Source organism: Paenibacillus harenae DSM 16969, from assembly GCF_000422465.1.
Lineage (GTDB): Bacteria > Bacillota > Bacilli > Paenibacillales > Paenibacillaceae > Pristimantibacillus > Pristimantibacillus harenae.
On the sequence record NZ_KE383842.1, the window covers coordinates 1058804 to 1075376 of the forward strand.

The 16573-nt window shown below is 51.0% G+C and carries 18 protein-coding genes; 12 read left to right on the forward strand and 6 right to left on the reverse strand.

Translation table 11 applies throughout. The annotated features are described in order from the left end of the window. Positions 1 to 7: 7 nt before the first annotated feature. The 3 genes from H581_RS0115235 to H581_RS0115245 all read right to left on the reverse strand — a co-directional run bounded on the left by H581_RS0115235 (position 8) and on the right by H581_RS0115245 (position 2262). Positions 8 to 793, reverse strand: a complete 786-nt coding sequence (locus H581_RS0115235; protein ID WP_028610765.1) for an SDR family NAD(P)-dependent oxidoreductase — start codon at positions 791 to 793, stop codon at positions 8 to 10. Between the two features lie 21 nt (positions 794 to 814). Then, positions 815 to 1594, reverse strand: a complete 780-nt coding sequence (locus H581_RS0115240) for an SDR family NAD(P)-dependent oxidoreductase (protein ID WP_028610766.1) — start codon at positions 1592 to 1594, stop codon at positions 815 to 817. Positions 1595 to 1746: 152 nt separating this feature from the next. Further along, positions 1747 to 2262: a PCYCGC motif-containing (lipo)protein gene (locus H581_RS0115245; RefSeq protein ID WP_028610767.1), complete on the reverse strand. Its 516-nt coding sequence runs from the start codon at positions 2260 to 2262 to the stop codon at positions 1747 to 1749. A gap of 131 nt (positions 2263 to 2393) precedes the next feature. Here H581_RS0115245 and H581_RS0115250 point away from each other — a divergent pair, with 131 nt between their 5' ends. From H581_RS0115250 to H581_RS0115270, 5 genes are all read left to right on the forward strand, one after another. Further along, a complete protein-coding gene (locus H581_RS0115250) occupies positions 2394 to 3401 on the forward strand; it encodes an SDR family oxidoreductase (RefSeq protein ID WP_028610768.1) in 1008 nt (335 codons plus the stop codon). A gap of 411 nt (positions 3402 to 3812) precedes the next feature. Continuing rightward, positions 3813 to 4475, forward strand: coding sequence for an FMN-dependent NADH-azoreductase (locus H581_RS0115255; protein WP_028610769.1), 663 nt, complete (start codon positions 3813 to 3815; stop codon positions 4473 to 4475). Beyond that, a complete protein-coding gene (locus H581_RS0115260) occupies positions 4468 to 4938 on the forward strand; it encodes a VOC family protein (protein WP_028610770.1) in 471 nt (156 codons plus the stop codon). Before H581_RS0115255 ends, H581_RS0115260 begins: the two co-directional genes overlap by 8 nt. Before the next feature lie 376 nt (positions 4939 to 5314). Next, positions 5315 to 6385: a glucosaminidase domain-containing protein gene (locus tag H581_RS36470; RefSeq protein WP_051250822.1), complete on the forward strand. Its 1071-nt coding sequence runs from the start codon at positions 5315 to 5317 to the stop codon at positions 6383 to 6385. Positions 6386 to 6431: 46 nt separating this feature from the next. Beyond that, complete coding sequence (locus H581_RS0115270; RefSeq protein WP_028610771.1) at positions 6432 to 6953, forward strand: hypothetical protein; 522 nt, start codon at positions 6432 to 6434, stop codon at positions 6951 to 6953. A gap of 65 nt (positions 6954 to 7018) precedes the next feature. Here H581_RS0115270 and H581_RS38390 read toward each other — a convergent pair whose 3' ends face one another. Further along, the gene (locus tag H581_RS38390; protein ID WP_169507509.1) at positions 7019 to 7165 is read right to left on the reverse strand and encodes a hypothetical protein; all 147 of its coding nucleotides are present in this window, start codon (positions 7163 to 7165) and stop codon (positions 7019 to 7021) included. A gap of 102 nt (positions 7166 to 7267) precedes the next feature. On the opposite strand from H581_RS38390, the gene H581_RS0115280 reads away from it, so the two are divergent. From H581_RS0115280 to H581_RS36475, 3 genes are all read left to right on the forward strand, one after another. Further along, positions 7268 to 7900 (forward strand): sigma-70 family RNA polymerase sigma factor, encoded by a 633-nt coding sequence (locus H581_RS0115280; protein ID WP_245600040.1) that lies wholly within the window; start codon positions 7268 to 7270, stop codon positions 7898 to 7900. Further along, the gene (locus tag H581_RS0115285) at positions 7897 to 8610 is read left to right on the forward strand and encodes a DUF4367 domain-containing protein (RefSeq protein ID WP_028610773.1); all 714 of its coding nucleotides are present in this window, start codon (positions 7897 to 7899) and stop codon (positions 8608 to 8610) included. Before H581_RS0115280 ends, H581_RS0115285 begins: the two co-directional genes overlap by 4 nt. Before the next feature lie 210 nt (positions 8611 to 8820). Next, a complete protein-coding gene (locus H581_RS36475) occupies positions 8821 to 9423 on the forward strand; it encodes a hypothetical protein (RefSeq protein WP_028610774.1) in 603 nt (200 codons plus the stop codon). Between the two features lie 62 nt (positions 9424 to 9485). Here H581_RS36475 and trhO read toward each other — a convergent pair whose 3' ends face one another. Beyond that, positions 9486 to 10376: an oxygen-dependent tRNA uridine(34) hydroxylase TrhO gene (gene trhO, locus H581_RS0115295; RefSeq protein ID WP_028610775.1), complete on the reverse strand. Its 891-nt coding sequence runs from the start codon at positions 10374 to 10376 to the stop codon at positions 9486 to 9488. A gap of 228 nt (positions 10377 to 10604) precedes the next feature. Between trhO and H581_RS36480 the strand changes: the two genes are divergently transcribed. The 3 genes from H581_RS36480 to H581_RS0115310 all read left to right on the forward strand — a co-directional run bounded on the left by H581_RS36480 (position 10605) and on the right by H581_RS0115310 (position 13587). Next, positions 10605 to 11642, forward strand: a complete 1038-nt coding sequence (locus tag H581_RS36480) for a hypothetical protein (protein ID WP_051250824.1) — start codon at positions 10605 to 10607, stop codon at positions 11640 to 11642. 8 nt (positions 11643 to 11650) lie between these two features. After that, positions 11651 to 12499 carry a hypothetical protein gene (locus H581_RS34140; RefSeq protein ID WP_028610776.1) on the forward strand — a complete coding sequence of 283 codons (849 nt, stop codon included), beginning with the start codon at positions 11651 to 11653 and terminating at the stop codon, positions 12497 to 12499. Between the two features lie 119 nt (positions 12500 to 12618). Continuing rightward, on the forward strand, positions 12619 to 13587 hold the full coding sequence (locus H581_RS0115310; protein ID WP_028610777.1) for a 2-hydroxyacid dehydrogenase: 969 nt from the start codon (positions 12619 to 12621) through the stop codon (positions 13585 to 13587). Positions 13588 to 13634: 47 nt separating this feature from the next. Here the strand turns inward: H581_RS0115310 and H581_RS0115315 are convergent, their stop codons facing one another. Beyond that, positions 13635 to 15695, reverse strand: coding sequence for a molybdopterin-containing oxidoreductase family protein (locus tag H581_RS0115315; RefSeq protein ID WP_028610778.1), 2061 nt, complete (start codon positions 15693 to 15695; stop codon positions 13635 to 13637). A gap of 202 nt (positions 15696 to 15897) precedes the next feature. On the opposite strand from H581_RS0115315, the gene H581_RS0115320 reads away from it, so the two are divergent. Then, positions 15898 to 16524 (forward strand): SGNH/GDSL hydrolase family protein, encoded by a 627-nt coding sequence (locus tag H581_RS0115320; protein ID WP_028610779.1) that lies wholly within the window; start codon positions 15898 to 15900, stop codon positions 16522 to 16524. Positions 16525 to 16573: the final 49 nt, after the last annotated feature.

Here is a 16573-nt window from a genome sequence, read left to right on the forward strand (position 1 = left end):
ACCTTCATTAAAGATGCATGCTTCCTCCGTCAAGCCTGATCGAGGAGCCTGTCATGAATTCGCTTTCATCCGAGGCGATATAAGAAACGAGATTCGCGACGTCCAGCGGCTTGCCGACCCGTCCGAGCGGAAACTTGTCGCGAATGTTGTACTTCGTTCTTTGATGCTTCTCCATATCCTCAGCCGTAACGATCGGCTTGGAATCCCTGGCGCTTTGCTTCCCGACATCGACGGCGCCGGGCTCGATGGTATTGACCGTAATGCCGTACTTGGCCAGCTCGATCGCGCTTTCTCTAGCGAGCATCCGAATACCGCCCTTCGTCATCGCGTACACGGTATCGAAATCGGTCGGTCTCTTGCTGTGAACGGAGGAGATCAGAATAATCCGGCCTGCTTGCTTCGCTTTCATATAAGGAACGACCGCTTGCATGCACTGCCAGTAGCCTTTCAAATTAATGCTCATCATCCGGTCAAAGGTGGCCTCGTCATGCTCGAATAAGCCGTAATTGAGCTGAAGCGCCGCATTATTGACGAGAATGTCGATGCCGCCGAAGCGGTCGGCCGTGCTATGAACCATTCGCTCTATTTCGGGTTTGTCGGCGACATTCGCCTGAACGATAAAGGCTTCTCCGCCGGCTTCATCGATTTGCCGCTTTGTGAGGAGCGCTCCGGCATCACTCTGATTATAGTGGACGGCAACCTTAACGCCGCGCCGCGCCAGCTCGATAGCGACTCCTTGGCCAATTCCCGTGCCCGCACCGGTTACAAGTGCGATTTTGCCTGAAATAGTCATGACTCACCTCCGTGCCGGCGATTATGGACGTTTCATTTTGAAATTCATGTAATGCAGCAGAAAGCCGCCGTCCAGACGGATATCCGAACCGTTGATATACCTTGCGGCATCTGAGGAAAGAAACAGGACAAGCTCCGCCAGATCGTCAGCCGTGCCGAGGACGGCGTTCGGAACCTTATATTCATAATCGCGATACAAGGTGGAGAATGTGCTTTGGAAAATCTCGTCGTCACCCTTCAATGGCCCGAGCTCGATCGTGTTCACGCATACGCCGTTCCGCCCCAGCACAATAGCCGCTTCCTTCGCAAGCATCTTGACCGCGCCCTTCGAAACGCTGAATGCGAAGGAGGAGCCGGTCGGTTTCTCCGCATGAATGGAAGAAATGTAAATGATGCGGCCGGACTGCCTCTGCTGCATTTGACGGCCGACAGCCTGCGTGCAGATGAAGGCGGACTTCGCATTAACCCTCAAGCTCTCCACAAACGGAACTTCTTCACAGTCTTCAACGGAAGCGCGATGGACGAAGGATGAATTAAATACGAGAATATCTACCGCGCCAAGCTGCTCCTCCGCATAGTCCAGCATCGCAGCGGTCTCGGAGCTCTTGCTTAGATCGACATTGACAACGAGCGTCTTCAAGCCCGCCTGCCGTAATAAATGCAACTCATCCGCTAGCAGGCTGCCTCCCGAGCCGCTGTTCAGAATAAAGCTTGCTCCCGCTGCCGCCAACCGCTTCGTTACGGCTCTGCCGCTGTCGTTATCGGCATCCGTCACGAACACAACCTTATCATGCAGTTTCATAGATCCCCTCCAAGAATCGATGATTGAATATGACCACCCCTCACAGCTTAATCTTAGTAAGTTTGACCTGCGCGTGGCGATGCCGCAAAGTTATGATTTCGTTTGTTTTTTTGCAAACTGTAAAAGGTTCATAGCGGCGAAGGAAGTTTCAATTACGCAGGCGGCATTTCCGTTATTGTCGGCTTTGCGTAACCTTCCTTGTACGTTTCATCAATGATATGCCGGATTCGTTCCGGTTCGATGCCGCTTGCCTTCAACGCCGCGGAAGATACCGCAATTTCGAGACATACGCCGCATCGTGTTCCGTGATCATCCCATACGACGGATCCGTCTTCGCGCATTTCCGCAATGAAGCAATTGAGATTGCTTTTGTGTCCGGCACTCTCGCCGCATCCGCAATAGCAGGGGATATAGGGCAAAATATCCGTTGCGGTTGCCGCCGTTTCGTATCCGGCGATTACTTCCGGCGCGGCTCCTTTCAGAAACGAAGGCAGTACCTTGATCGAAGCCGTCGTCTCCTGGAGGTCGCCGTTAGCCGTTTGATGTTGATGATGATCGGTATCCGTATGTTCCGGACCGGCACCTGTTTGATTCCCGCTGCCGCAAGCGCCGAGCAGCATCGAGGTGAGAAGGATCGCACACAGCGTTGTTTGTGTTCTTATAACCATAATCGTCGACTCCTTATCGCGTAGTGGCTCTATTATAGCATCTTCTTTTTTTAAGAGATTTGATATATGGTACTATTAATTGAACATTGCAGGGATTGGAAAATACTTCTAATCGGAAGGGAGTCCATTTCATGAAGGTCTTATTTATCGGGGGGACAGGGCTGATCAGCCAAGCCGTTTCCAGGCTGACAGCCGAGAAAGGGCATGAGCTTTATTTATTTAACCGCGGCAAAAGAGATGATTTTGTGCCGGCTGGCGCTAAAGTCATTAACGGCGATATCCGCGATCCGCATGCTGCCGCTGCTGCATTAGAAGGCCAAAACTTCGATGTTGTCGTAGATTGGATCGCTTTCACCCCTGAGCATGTAAGAACCGATATCGAGCTGTTCCGCGGCAGAACGAAGCAGTATATCTTCATCAGCTCCGCATCCGCCTACCAGAAGCCGCCTCGGCATTATATAATCACGGAAGAGGCGACGCCTCTGGAAAATCAATATTGGCAATATTCGCGCGACAAAATCGCGTGCGAGAAGCTGCTGCAAAGCGAACGGGACCGCTCGGGCTTTCCGGTCACCATCGTCCGTCCGTCGTTTACCTATGGAGATACGATGATCCCCGCCGCATTAAACAGCTGGCCTCATCCTTGGTCGATTATTGCGCGCATGCGCAAGGGGCAGCCTGTCATCGTGCACGGTGACGGCTCATCGCTGTGGACCATGACGCACAATACCGATTTCGCGAAAGGCTTCGTCGGATTGCTAGGCCGGGAGGAAGCGATTGGCGAAGCGTATCATATAACCTCCGACGAGGTGCTGACCTGGAACCGGATCTATGAAGCGATCGGCGAAGCGGCCGGCGTTAAACCTAAGCTTGTCCATATCTCTTCGGCGTTTCTCATTTCCCATGATCCTGATCTTGAAGGCGGCCTTCTCGGGGATAAAGCGGTGACGAGCGTATTCGATAACAGCAAAATCAAGAGTCTGGTACCCGAGTTTGAAGCAGCCGTTACATTCGGCGCAGGAATCAAGCGCACGGTCAGTTGGTTTGAGGCGCATCCGGAACGCTGCACGGAGGACGAAGCTTGGAATGCTCAGGTGGATGCGATCATTGCCGCTCATTCCGCGGGTTTCAAGAAATAATACAACGCCGGCATAGGCCGCATATACTTCGAATAGAGCTCTTGTTCTCCCGGGAATAAGGGCTTTTTTAAGGGATTGCATTAAAAAGCCTTGGGTCCGAGAATCAGTTGCTTGTCAACGTTAACGGTCAGCCGGGCCTTCTATTGAAAAGGGGCGGCGAACTGTTTGGGATCTTGTCCTTCCAGTTCGACAACAATTCGCGACCTATCCGATTGTTCATCGTTACGAATCCGGATAAGCTGAAACATATCACTCTGAATCGATGGTAATTGCGACTTTTGAAACAGAGGAATAACCGACCTAAATCTGAGGTCGGTTTTTTCATTTGGAGTCCTAAGCGAATGTCACAAAATATATCCGCTATTTGTCTTTATATGCGTATAAGAAGTGAGAACAAAGGAGAGATCGAAGTTGGAAAAACTGCTCGTCATTAATGCACATCCAAAAGTAGATACCAATTCATCGGTAAGTCTTCAAGTGCTTCATCAATTTCTGGAGACTTACAAAAAAATGAACCCAGAAGGGCCAATCGAACAAGTCGATTTATATCGGGAACACATTCCCTGCATTGACCGTACCTTTCTGAGCCTACAGGAAAAAAGGGGAAGAGATGAGCGCTTGACTGAAGAAGAACAGACGCTCGACTTCCGGATGTCGGAAGTTTTACAACAATTTAAAAGTGCGAAAAAATATGTCATTTCCATGCCGCTGCATAATTTTAACGTTCCATCCAAGCTAAAAGACTACATGGATAACATTTTGATCGCTAAAGAGACTTTTGCCTATACGGATAAAGGGTCGGTCGGGCTTCTAAACGACGGCAGGAACGTCCTTGTCATTCAAGCGAGTGACGGGATCTATACGAACAATGATTGGTACGCGGAAGTTGAGTATTCTCACAAATATTTAAAAGCGATGTTCAACTTTATGGGAGTCGACTATCAAATCATCCGTGCACAAGGGAATTATTTCTTGAGAAGGGATGAAGTATTAGCTAAGGCTTTTCAAGAAGCTGAGTCTGCGGCTGCTTCCTTTGCAAGGGCGGATCATGTAAAGGGGCGATCGAATGATTAAAGGGTTGTATGAGGCGCATTTACCTGTTAGCGATCTTGATCGTTCTATACGATTCTATGAATCCCTGGGTTTAGAACTTGCCCATAGAACGGAAGGGCGCGCTTTCTTTTGGATTGAAAAGGGACGAAGTTGGCTGGCTTTATGGGTTGCGGAACAGGTGAACATTCTTTATCATGTTTCCATCAGGCATACCGCTTTTCTCATCGAGCTGGAAGATATAGATAAGGCCAAGGAATGGTTACAGGAGCGGAACATCGACGTGGTTAATTTCTATGAGTTTGAGCCGTTTCAGCAGCCTGTAGTCCCCCCTCTTTATCCGCAAGTGCATGCGGCTGTTTATTTTGAAGATCCTGATGGGAACTTATTAGAATTGATTGCACCGGTCAAGCTTGATGTTCAGGAATATTTCGAAACCATAGAGCTAGATAAGTGGATTCAAATGTCAAATAAATTAGAGAACTAATCGTTCGTAGTGTGGGATAGTCTCTCTTCAAAAATCACTGTAACACCCCAAATTTTGAACTTCCGGGAACATTAGTTCAATGGAACAGCGACAGTCTAGGACTTTATTTTCTCGTCCTTAGCTGTCGCTGTTCCAATTTCTTAGGTCAGTCTAAAACTTTATTTTCTGCTGACAACGGTCCTTTGTTCCAAATATTTAAATTTTCTCATAAACAACCTCTCTCGGAAAAAATCGTTCGATAACTCGTCTTTTGACGGAATGTCTTACATATAATCAACACAGACCGTCCACATTTCAGCGCGCCTACACATGTGCTTCCGTCTAACTTATGTTTGAACCGGGTTTCCTACATCAACAATAAGGGAGAGGTATAAACATGCGAAAAAAGTGGAAACAACAATTATTCGTTTATTTGCTTATAATGTCCCTCATCATCACGCTGGGGATGAATGTTCAGCCTTTACACGAGATCAAGCAAACGGCAACGCCGATTCCGGCCACCGCTTTACTCCCCGTCCCGCTTCCGATAGCCATTCCGACCCAATCTCCAAATCCTGAGCCAGTTCCAGAGCCGGTTCCCCCGGCGCAGATCCCCGTAACGGTCAACGTCAGCGAGGAAGCCGAAGCGACCACGCCGTCCCAGGTTCCGAATCCGGAAGAAAACATAGAAGAAATAAATATAGAGGTTGTTGAAGAGCCAGTACATACATATGAGGTTACCGCTTATTACTTAAATGTCCGTACAGAACCAAGCGCCAAATCAAAAATTATCAAAGTCGTAGAGAAAGATACGCTGCTGCAAGTTACCGCACAAACCGATAACGGTTGGCTGGAGCTGAAGGGCGAAGGTTACGTTCACGGCTACTACGCCAAGAAGCAGAAAGATGAAGTCAGTATTCTGTCCTTTTCCGGCTCCAACGATGATGCTGCTGTTTCAATAAAATCAACTGCGGATACAGCCGTCGCGGCAGCCGTTCCGCAAGTGAAGAAGATACTTCCAGTGGAAGAGCCCAGCGAGCCGACCTCGATTGTCGCTTCCGATTCAGGTTTAACGGTCGAGCATATTACGCAAATTTTTGACGGAACGGAGCTGGCCGGGCATCAGCTGGAGGAAGCTATCCTGGAAATAGAGGACGAGTACGGCATAAACGCCTATTTCACGATCGCGGTTATGAAGCTGGAGAGCGGAAACGGGAAAAGCCGGCTCGCCAAGAAGAAAAATAATCTCTTCGGCTTGAATGCGATAGACGGAGACAAGTATAATAAGGCGTTCAGCTTCGAAACGAAAGCAGACAGCGTAAGAAGATTCGGACAGCTATTATCCAAGCATTACGTAGGCAAAGGCCTGGAGACGATCGAGAAGGTCGCGAGGAAGTATTGTCCGGCCAATTCGAATTGGTCGAGTCTTGTGAAAAAAATTATGAAAAGCGATTATCGAAAGCTATAGCGAGGCAGACTAAGAAGAACAAACGAATTTTAGGAGAATCCATTCCATGAGCGATATGGTTCAAAAAATGCCCTTCGGCTACGAGCCGCCTAAGGATGAGCGTAAAGGCACGATGATCTTCTATGATTCATTTGAGCATATTACCGGACGCGAGCTGGATATGGCCGCTTCCATTGCGAAGGAACGATCGTTCGCGAGGCTTGTTCTATACCCGCTGCATGAGCAGAGCGTCAAGCGGATATCGAATGAGCCGGTCAGCGCTTTATATAAGAGAGAAGATAAGCTGTTCGAGTGGAAAAGGGAGCGGGACGATCCAATGATCGTCCTCGAACGGCTGGAAGCGAAACGGAAAAAATATACGCCGATCGATTCTGCGCTGAGGCATTTGTCGCAGACCTATCCTTCACCGCTCTTCCTGCTTTTAACAGGCGAAATGGCAAACCGGTTTGCATCCTTTTCCTCGTACGAGGAATGGATTGTCAAGCTAAGGATGCTCATCCTGGATGAGCCCAAACAACCGCATCCACGGCTTGACCGGTATCGTCACCGGTGGGAGCCGGTCACATAATGAAGAGCTGTCTCTACAAGGACCCCCTTGGAGACAGCTCTTCGTTGTTCACCAGATGGCGTCGTTTAGCCGATTGGCGGGCTGTTCGGGACATGGCCTTTCTGGCGGCGGTTCCGGTCCGTTGTTTCGGCTACATTATTTTCCGCATTTTTAGAGCTTGTTATAAAAGCTTCGTTTTTCGCTTTGACCGACTTATGTTTGTTGTTCGCCATTCCTGGAACCTCCATAAAGTTGATTACTCTCAGCAACGAGGCATCATTAGGTTCTCCAACAAGGCATTAATTACTCTCGTCGGTCTCACGAGCGGGAATGAGTTGAAGCAAACGATAATTTTTTTGCGGCACCGTGCAGCGGAATTTATTCTGAACCCGTCTAATAGGGTGGAGGTGAGTACAACGGTGAAGCTGGCCGGCCGAATCGACAGAGAAGGCTTCTCCATGGAACCTTCGGAAGCATTGGAGCAATTGATGTCCGCGTACGGGAATATCGTGCTCCGCACCGCTTATTTTTATATGAAAGACCGACATATGGCGGAAGATATAAGCCAGGAAGTGTTTATCCGGGTATACCGGAACTGGTCAAGCTTTCGGGGAGAGAGCAGCGTGAAGACGTGGCTGACCCGAATAACCTTAAATCTGTGCCGCGACAAGACAGGGCTGAAGATGTTCTCCGAGCAGCCGACAGATCCGGGTTTGATGGAAAGGAGCCCTTCCGCCGGCGTCGAGGAAGAAGTTTTGAAGCGATTGAGCAACAGCTTAATATTCAAGCATGTCCTGAAGCTGTCGCAGCAAAATCAAGAGGTTCTATATTTGTATTACTATTTGGATATGAACACGAGGGAAATTGCCGAGGCCACGGCGGTCTCGGAGGGAACCATTCGGGGACGCCTGCACCGGGCGAGGCAGCAGCTCGAGGATTATTTGCGAAAGGAGGGACTCGATTCATGAATCAGGAGAAGTCCGGGCTCAAAGATAAATATAAAACAGAGGCCGACGATACGTTATTTGCCGGCATGGAGTTTGACGAGAGGCTGAAGGAACGGGTGAGGAACGGCATCCGTTCCGAGCAAGAGCAAGCCTTGCCGTTAACTCCAAAAAAACGGGTTCGCCGAAGCAAACGTTGGACGATCGGATTCATGACGGCGGCAGCAGCTATTCTTGTCGTACTCGCTTCGCAGCAAATGACGAATACGATCCCCGAGGATCCGCCTAAAATCGTAGTTGAAGTTGATCCAGGAATTATACAAGAGAATCCTGGAACGATATTCTCAACCCCCGAGCCGCAAAGCGTCGCAGAAGCGGAAGCGTTGTTCGGAGAGAAGCTGCATATGCCGGCCGAAGTCCCTCAGTCGTTTCAACTGCAGAAAGAGATTGGCGCATTCGTAGGTAACGAAGGGACAATCGACAGACTTGAATTCACTTACACGGGCAGCAAAGGAACTTTTGATTATACCGTTGATAGAAATGCTGCCACCGACATGTTCACCGATTTAGAAACCGTCAAGATCGGCGACTTAGACGGGTATATCGGCTCCATGAAGGAGGACTATACCGTGCTCCATTGGGTCATGGAAGGCAGGCTTTACTCCATTATGGGAGATTTAACCCGCGAGGAAACGATCAGCGTAGCCAGATCCGCATCAAAAACAATTAATTAAGCGTATGCTTCCGATGCGAGTTTTGTTGCGATTTTCATTCAGGAAGCTGTGCTTCACAAAACTAAGCGTATGCTTCCGATGCGAGTTTTGTTGCGATCTTCATTCGGGAAGCCATGCTTCACAAAACTAAGCGTATGCTTCCGATGCGAGTTTTGTTGCGATCATCATTCGGGAAGCCATGCTTCACAAAACTTTTAGGAGGAATATAAAATGAATTTGATGGTAAATGTAAAAACAAAATGGGCGGCAAAATTAGTGATCGCCGCCAGTATCGCCCTCGTACCGGTTGCCGCAGGACCGGCATCGGGATTCGTATATGCAGCGGAGCAAAATCTGGATGGCTATGCCAGCAGCGAGCTGAAGGAAATGCACGCGAAGGTGGACGCATATGTATTCAAAGACCATGTCGATGAGCTGGCTGAGAAAGGGATTCATGTGACGAATACCGGCCCGGTTGGCGATTTTATTGAAATCGGCATTCAGGATTTCTCGGCAGAGAAAGCGGCTTATCTTAATGAGGTATTTGGCTTGGAGCTTGTGAAAGTCGTCGAAGGCTTCCAAGCCGTAACGCTGGACAACACGCTGCAAGCGGGGACCGATGATGAAATGAGCACGACGAGCATCGATGTGCCGGCAGCCGATTCGGCGGAAATAGCAGTTACAACGGTAGCGGACACGGATACTGCTGCCGCAGAAGCGGATGTTCAAACTTCTTCGTCAGGCTCGATGACAGGCTGGGTCGTCATCATCGCGGCTGCTGCGCTGGCGGCTATTGCATTCGCAGCCCGTAAGCTGAAGCTTGCCAAGAAATAAACTTATTGTTGGAAAGAACAAAAGGTTGATCTCCCCGTCGGGGAGATCAACCTTTTCTTTGATTAGGCAACGACATGATCTTCGCACTCTGCCGAGCAGAAGCCGCGGCGCGATTCTTCGCATTCGGGGCATACGAGATGCTGGCGGTGGCAGGAATCATCGGCGCAATTGATGTAGGTCTCCGCAGGGTTGCCGCAGTGATGGCATTTGCCGACGATAACGGATTCGTCCGTATGATTAATCGTAACGGCGGTACGCTCGTCGAATACATAACATTTGCCGTCGAACAGCCTGCCTTGCACTTCCTCATCTTGACCGTAAGTCACGATACCGCCTTCTAGTTGGTACACATCCTTGAAGCCTTCGTTCAGCATGACGCCGGTCAGCTTCTCGCAGCGGATGCCGCCGGTGCAATAGGTAATGATCGGCTTGTCCTTCAGCTCGCTCATATTCTCGCGCAGCCACTTCGGAAATTCCTTGAACGTCTCGAGGTTGGGGCGGATCGCGTTACGGAAGTGACCGAGATCATATTCATAATCGCTTCTGCCGTCTAACACGATGACATCCTCTTTCTGCAAATACTCATGAAACTCCTTCGGCGAGAGCCGGGTGCCGCTAAGCGTATTCGGATCAAGCGGCTTCTCGTAGCGCAGCGTTACGAGCTCCTTCTTGTAACGGACGAACATTTTCTTGAAAGCGTGCTGATCGGCTTCGTCGATTTTGAACACGATGTCCGCGAACAAAGGGTTAGCTTTCAGATCGTTCATATATTTGTCGGTCTGAAGGGTGGTTCCCGAGAGAGTGCCGTTGATGCCTTCATCCGCAATGAGGATGCGGCCCTTCACGTTCAATTCCCTGCAATAGGCAAGATGCTCGGCGGCGAATTGCTCCGCATCGGGTACGGTTACGAATTTATAGAATAAAAGAACACGGTACTTGTTGTTTTCACTCATCGCAGTATTCCTTTTCCTTTCTTTTGAACAAATAAAAGCATTCTATATTATAAATGACAGTATACATAATTTCAACCGTACTTCAATCGAACCTTTATCCATACCCAGCCAATATTAACTTGACATGCAAAAAATGGGAGGAACCGGATGTGATGGAGAGGATGGATTAGTGTTGCCATACCGGTTATAGCATGGATCAATACCTAACCATAAAGGAGAGTAATGAAGATGACGTTAAACAAAGCTTCGACGAGCAGTCATTTCGTAACAATCGCGTTTGGCACATGGCTTGTGATCGGGATCTTTATTGATGGTTATGCGCATAATCACGGTGCGGTCGAAACCTTCTTCACCCCTTGGCATGCTATTTTGTACAGCGGATTTCTGGCATGCGCGGTTTGGATTGCCGCATTAATCGTCTACGCGAAGCGTAGAAGCGGATCAACCTGGAGGGAAGCGATTCCCGCCGGGTATGGGTTAGGTTTGCTTGGCATCGTCATTTTTTTGGCGGGCGGATTGTTCGATATGATTTGGCATATCATCTTCGGCATAGAAGTCAGCCTCGATGCCCTTCTTAGTCCGTCGCATCTTGCCCTGATGACAGGCGGAATCCTCATTCTAACGAGCCCTTTTCGGGCAGGATGGCGCGAGAATGGCGACAAGGCGGAGTGGCGGACCTTCTTTCCGTATTTGCTGTCGCTTGCGTTATCCATCGGCGTCGTCAGTTTCTTTCTGATGTACGTGTGGATGTTCCGTTATAATCTTGCGGCTGTTGACGTAATCGCTTGGTACGCCGACCATTCCGGCTTTCAGAATACAGAACTTATTTTAGAGGATACGCAGGTTCGCGGTTTGACTTATATTTTGTTAAATACGATCGTGTTCATGTATCCGGTGTTTCTGCTGCTTAAGAGATGGCAGGTCCCTTTCGGCGCCTTCGCTTTTTTATTTACGTTAATAAGCGTGCTGATGGCCGTACTCGACGGGTTCGATCAGGTGCATGGCATCGTGCTGGCTTTGGCAGCCGGTCTAGCGGCGGATTTGTTGAACTGGGTTTACCGCAATACCGCCAATCGCCGGCGCGGCAGCCGAATCATTGCGGTTATCGTGCCGGTCATGCTGTGGGGCGGTTATTTTGGGTGGACTGCGCTTAACGGAGGGATTGGCTGGGAGCCGGAGCTGTGGGCAGGTTCGATTGTTAAAGCGTCTATGCTGTCACTTGTTCTCAGCATTCTTGCGATATCGCCGGAACGGGGAAGGGGGTGAGAGCGGTTTTGTACCAGATAACGAAGCTTGTCACGGTTCCCGTATTTCTCTGTTTTGTTCTCGGCTGTTCTTCCGCCACGATCAAAAATGTGAATATCGAACCGCCGACCCGCGGGTTGCTGGCCGCCCTGCAGCAGGAACCTGTGTCCGTCCAAGATGAACGCGGTTATCAAGTAACCGTCATGAACGATCGACCTCTTCAAGCCGGAGATGCTGATGTTCAGCTGCGCGTAACGAATACAGGAGGAGAACCGGTATTGAAGTTTCGGGAGGATATGACCAAGCTAATGCATGTTATTATCGTTAGCAGCGATTTGTCCTCCTTTCAGCATGTGCACCCGGAGTACGTTGGCGATGGCGAATTTCGCGCGCGCGCTGCGTTTCCATACGGAGGCCGCTTCCTGCTGACGGCGGAATTCAAGCCCGATAAGCAAGACGTAACCACCGTCCGGCAATGGATAACGGTCAGCGGAGATGCCCATCCGGACGAAGAGGTGAAGCCGGATCATAGTTTTGTCAAAACGGCGGGCAGCCTCCGTATTAAGCTATCGGCAAGCCCCTCGGTTAACGAAATCAAAGCGGGGCAGACCGTCATGCTGCTGTTCCGGCTTGCAGACGGGGAGACAGGGCAGCCGGTCAAGGAGGTTGAACCTTTTCTCGGGACGTCCGGTCACTGCGTCATCATGAACAGCGGCGCGGATCTTTATGTTCATGCCCACGCTGTCGAAGGAATGAGCGGCGGCGCCAATATTATGTTCCATACCGTTTTTCCGGAGGAGGGAATCTACAAGCTGTGGGGCCAATTCCGGTATGGGGGCGAGACGGTTACGGTGCCGTATACCTTGAAGGTGAGCTAAATAAGCTCACCTGCTTTAAATTTTGAATCAACTATGGTTAAAATAGAGCTGTCAGCCGCCGAAGTCGTACATAAGGGCTTATTGGAATGAAATACTAGAAGGAGGAGAGGAGACTGTACTTGAAGCCATCCGTATTTATAGACCGAAAAGTTCCGGAAGAAGTCAAAGCGTACATTGCCGAGCATTGCAGCATTGACTGTTGGGAGGATGAAACCACTATCCCGCGGCCGTTGCTGCTGGATAAGCTGGCAAAAGCAGACGGCTTGCTTACATCCGGCCGCAGAATCGACTCCGAATTGCTGGAACGATCGCCAAATCTGAAGGCGGTAAGCACGATCAGCGTCGGATACAATCATTTTGACCTGCAGGCGATGAAGGATAGGGGAATAATCGGCACGCATACGCCGTATGTGCTCGATGATACGGTTGCCGACCTGGCGTTGGCTTTGATGCTGGGAACCGCCAGAAGGGTAGCCGAGCTTGACCGTTATGTCAAAGAGGGACGCTGGACATCCGGCGACGGGGTCAAATTATTTGGCCGCGACGTACATCATGCCGCGCTCGGCATTATCGGCATGGGGCGGATCGGGGAAGCCGTGGCGAGGCGAGCCCGGTTTGGATTCGAGATGGACGTGTTATATTATAACCGCAGCAGAAAACCGGAGGCCGAGCAGAAGCTGGGCGTCCGGTATGCCGGGCTGAAAGAGCTGCTCGCGGCGTCGGATTTCGTCGTGATGCTGGCGCCGTTGTCGGCCGAGACAACCCGAATGATCGGACGCGAGGAGTTCAAGCTGATGAAGCCGGCCTCGATCTTCATAAACGTGTCGCGCGGCCGGACGATTGATGAAGCGGCATTGATCGAAGCGCTGCGGGAAGGTACGATTGCGGGAGCCGGCCTTGACGTATACGAGAAAGAGCCGATCCCGGCCGATCATCCGTTTCTGAAGATGGATAACGTGCTGACGCTGCCGCATATCGGTTCGGCTACGGAGAAGACGAGATTCGATATGGCGATGCTTGCCGCGCAAAATTTGGTCAGCGCCTTAACCGGCGGGACGCCTTCTGCTATTGTCGCAGAGCTGAGATAAGAGAAAACCCTGACTTCCGGTTCATCTGGAAGTCAGGGTTTTTACCTTTATTCCTCTTGAACGGTGCCGAGCTTCAACACCTCGACCCGGTTGGAGAAAAAGGTAGCGCCGCCGCCCATGTCGGCCAGCCGCTGCGGAGTAAGCGCGTTAACGGCTTGCTGGCCGCGGCGCGAATCATCCCACCACAGTCCTTGCGTCACAAGAACGCCGGGAAGCACGTCTTGACCAATACGGAGCGTAAGTTCCGCTTCACCGCGGTCATTGCGGATCTTCACCCGCTCGCCGTCGGTTAAGCCAAGCTCCGCCGCATCGTCCGAATGCATGTGAAGAAACGGTTCTTTCTCCAGCTTCTGCAGCTTCTCCTGGTTGGCAAACGTGGAATTAATGAAGCTGTGGTTCGGGCCGGTCGTCAGCAGGAAAGGATAGGTCTCCGGTTCGCGGAGCGGCGTATGAACGGGCACCGGAGGCAAGCCCGCCTGCCGCATCGAATCGGAATAGAGCTCGATTTTGCCGGACGGCGTCGGAATCCGTTCCGTAATAGGCGGGAGGCTGCCGCTGCCGGCTTTCATCCACGTGTTCGCTTTCAGTTCGTCGAACGTAATTCCTTCAAGTAAGGGGTTATGCTTGCTGTCGAGCGCCTCGCGAATCATCTGCTCCTCGTTAATGTCAAAGGCATCGCGCTCAAAACCAAGCCGCAGTCCAAGCTCCTTGAAAAGCGTGAAATTCGACTTGCATTCGCCCATCGTCTCCATGACAGGCTCATGCAGCTGCAAATAGAGATGCCAGTAGGAAGAATACAGATCCAGATTTTCAAAATGCGACGTCGCCGGCAGCACGATGTCCGCGTATTTGCACGTGTCCGTCAGAAACAGGTCATGCGCAACCGTGAAGAGGTCCCGGCGCATGAGGCCTTGGCGGACGCGGTTCTGATCAGGCGCCACGATAGCGGGGTTGCTGTTGTATACGAACAGCATCTTCACCGGAGGAGTCAAATCATTTAGCGCATCCCCCAGCTGATTCATACTCACCGTTCGCACATTCGTATCGGGCATAAGATCCGGACGCACGAGCTTGCGGGCATTCAGGCGAGCGTACCAGCCGTTTCCCTTCATCGCGCCGCCGCCGCGAACGTTCCATTGGCCGGTCAGCGCCGGCAGGCATGAGATCGTCCGAACGGCCATCCCGCCATTGTCATGGTGCTGGAGGCCGTTGCCGATCCGGATGAAGGTAGGAGAGGACTGGCCATAGAGCCTGGCCAGCTCTTCAACCTCGGCGGCGGGTACGCCTGTAATTCCTTCTACAAGCTGCGGCGTATACGAGGCAGCCTGTGCGGCCAGCTCTTCATAGCCGATTGTATGCAGCCCGATAAAAGCGGCATCCGTTAATCCATCCCGAATGAGCACATGCATCATGCCAAGCGCAAGCGCTGCGTCCGTTCCCGGGCGGATATGGACGAAACGGTCCGCCCATGCCGAGGTTCTATTACGATGGACGTCGATATGAATAATCGTTGCGCCGTTCTTGCGGGCTTCGCTTGCCAGCATCGTCTGATGCATATTGGTGGAGACCAGGTTGCAGCCCCAGATGAGGAACAGCTTCGTATGCACCGTTTCCTCCGGATCAATGCCGATTGAACCGCCCATCGTGTACGAATAGCCCGCCGCTCCGGCAGCATTGCATATCGTCCTGTCGAGCCGGCTCGCGCCGAGGCGGTGGAAGAAACGGCGGTCCATTCCTTCCGCATTTAACACACCCATATTGCCGTAAAAGCTGTACGGCAGAATCGCTTCCGCGCCGTGCGCATTGATGATGTCCTTCATACGGTTCGTTATTTCATCGTAAGCTTCTTCCCAGCTGATCCGCTCGAAAGAGAATGATCCTTTAGGACCTGTTCGTCTCATCGGGTAGAGAAGACGGTCCGGATGGTAGAATCTGTCCGTCAGCTGTCTTACTTTGTTGCAGATCGCTCCGCGGGTAACCGGATGTTCCTGGTCCCCGGTAATTTTCGTAATCATTCCGTCTTCCAAGGTAACGCTTAGTCCGCATGTGTCCGGGCAATCGAAAGGACAGACGGAACGGACGGTAATTGGGGCAGCTGTGGTCTTCATGGCTTCACTCCGCTTCATCTCTTGGCTTTGTTATCTCTTTCTTTACTATATAACATCCGGCTGCATGAAGAATAGATGGGCGGTTGACAGTCGGTAATTGACAGAGACTATGTAACTGCTTACAATGAGAGTGAAATTAGCAGTTTTTGTCTTTTATTATGCATGAACGAATAGAGTTTCCATTGATCGGGAGGAAGAGAGAATGACAATGATCGAAGACCATGCGGTCGTCTTATTCCAAGGCGACAGCATTACGGATGCGGGACGCAATTATTCCGATTACAACAGCTTGGGAACGGGCTACGCTTATCTGATCGCCTCGGAGTTCGGACGCAAATATCCGGAGAAAAATGTAACGTTTCTAAACCGCGGAATCAGCGGCAACCGGGTTGTCGACTTGGAGAAGAGATGGCAGGCGGATTGCCTGGATTTGAAACCGACTTGGGTATCGATCTATATCGGGGTCAACGATACTTGGCGCCGCTATGACAATAACGATCCAACATCGGCAGAGCAATATTACGAAGGCTACCGCCGCTTGATCTTACATACGAAGGAAACCTTGGATGCCTCCATCGTATTGATTGAACCATTCGTCGTTCCGGTGCCTGAAGACCGCAAAACATGGAGAGAGGATTTGGATCCAAAAATCCATGCCGTACGCGGGCTGGCGCTCGAATTTAAAACGCCGTACGTTCCGCTGGACGGTTTGTTCGCGGCGCAGAGCGCCCTGACCGGACCGGCCTACTGGGCCGGGGACGGCGTGCATCCTTCGCCTGCCGGCCACGCTTTGATCGCGAACGCCTGGCTGCACGCGGTGAATGCCTAATCCTTCCGGCGAGGCACATGTATTTCCTGTTGACAACAGCTTACTTGTC